At 67.8% G+C, this 1891-nt stretch carries 1 protein-coding gene; it reads left to right on the top strand.

Going from position 1 to position 1891, the window contains the following annotated elements; genetic code table 11:
* Positions 1-1891 (top strand): translation initiation factor IF-2 (gene infB / locus ELR45_RS40780; protein ID WP_420813875.1); only part of this gene is annotated, 1891 nt, incomplete at both ends.

Genomic DNA, 1891 nt, shown 5'->3' with positions numbered 1-1891 from the left:
CGTCCCGGTGGCGGCGGTGGCGGTGGCGGTCGTCCCGGTGGCGGCGGTGGCGGTGGCGGTCGTCCCGGCGGTGGACCGGGCCTTGGCGCCCGTCCGGGTGGCGGCCCAGGTGGCCCTGGTGGCCCCGGCGGCCGGCCAGGACCGGGTGGTCGCGGCCGTGGCGGTGGTACGGCCGGTGCGTTCGGTCGTCCCGGTGGTAAGCCTGCCAGGAGCCGCAAGAGCAAGCGTCAGAAGCGCCAGGAACTCGACAACATGCAGGCGCCCACCATCGGTGGTGTGCGGCTGCCGCGCGGCAACGGCCAGTCGATTCGGCTGCCGCGTGGAGCGTCGCTTGCCGACTTCGCCGAGCGGATCGAAGTCGACCCGGCTCAGCTGGTGCAGGTGCTGTTCGGCCTTGGCGAGATGGTGACCGCTACCCAGTCGGTGGACGAGGAGACATTCCAGCTTCTCGGTGGCGAACTGGGCTTCGAGATCCAGCTGGTCTCGCCCGAGGACGAGGACCGCGAGCTACTCGAGTCGTTCGACATCGACTTCGCCGACGAAGGCGATCAAGGTACGTTCGGGGCGAGGCCCCCAGTGGTTACCGTCATGGGCCACGTCGACCACGGTAAGACGAAGCTGCTCGACGCCATCCGCAACGCCAACGTGGTCAGCGGCGAGTCCGGTGGTATCACCCAGCACATCGGTGCCTACCAGGTGCACGTCGATCACGACGACGAAGACCGCGCGATCACCTTCATCGACACTCCGGGTCACGAGGCGTTCACCGCCATGCGTGCCCGTGGTGCGCAGGTGACGGACATCGCGATCCTTGTCGTCGCCGCCGACGACGGTGTGATGCCGCAGACCATCGAGGCGCTGAACCATGCGCAGGCGGCCGAGGTCCCGATCGTGGTCGCGGTCAACAAGGTGGATAAGGAAGGGGCGAACCCGGACAAGATCCGCCAGCAGCTGACCGAGTACAACCTCGTGGCCGAGGAGTACGGCGGCGACACCATGTTCGTCGACATCTCCGCGTTGCAGCGCATGGGCATCGACAAGCTGCTCGAAGCCGTCATCCTGACCGCGGACGCCGCGCTGGACCTGAAGGCCAACGCGGAGATGGCCGCCCGTGGCGTCGCCATTGAGGGTCACCTCGACAAGGGCCGCGGCCCGGTCGCGACAGTGCTGGTCCAGCGCGGGATGCTCCGTCCTGGCGATGCGATCGTCACCGGGCAGTCGTACGGCCGGGTGCGAGCCATGCTCGACGAGCACGGCAAGCAGGTCGAGCATGCCGGACCGTCGCGTCCGGTGCTGGTGCTCGGTCTGACCGCCGTGCCCGGCGCCGGTGACAAGTTCCTGGTCGCCGACGACGATCGCACGGCTCGACAGATCGCCGAGAAACGCGAGGCGATGGAGCGCAACGCGGCACTGGCCAAGGCGCGCAAGCGGGTCACGCTGGAGAGTTTCCTGGCCGAGAGCAAGGTGCAGACGCTCAACCTCATTCTCAAGGGCGACGTCTCCGGTTCGGTGGAGGCTCTCGAGGATGCCCTGCTCAAGATCGACGTGGGCGAGGAGGTCGACCTGAGGATCATCCACCGCGGTGTGGGTGCCATCACGGCCAACGACGTCAACCTCGCCTCGATCGACGAGGGCATCATCATCGGGTTCAACGTGCGGCCGCAGAACCGCACGGTCGAGGACCTGGCGGACCGCGAGGGCGTCGACATCCGGTACTACTCGGTCATCTACGCGGCGATCGAGGAGATCGAGGCAGCCCTGAAGGGCATGCTCAAGCCGGAGTTCGAGGAGGTGCAGCTCGGCACGGCGCAGGTCCGGGAGGTCTTCCGGTCCTCCCGGGTGGGCAACATCGCCGGTTGCATGGTGACCAGTGGTGTCATGCGGCGCAACG

The organism is Phytoactinopolyspora endophytica (assembly GCF_004138495.1).
Classification (GTDB): domain Bacteria; phylum Actinomycetota; class Actinomycetes; order Jiangellales; family Jiangellaceae; genus Phytoactinopolyspora; species Phytoactinopolyspora endophytica.
The sequence above is the reverse complement of the archived record's forward strand: the minus strand, read 5'-3'. Positions and strand labels throughout refer to the sequence as shown.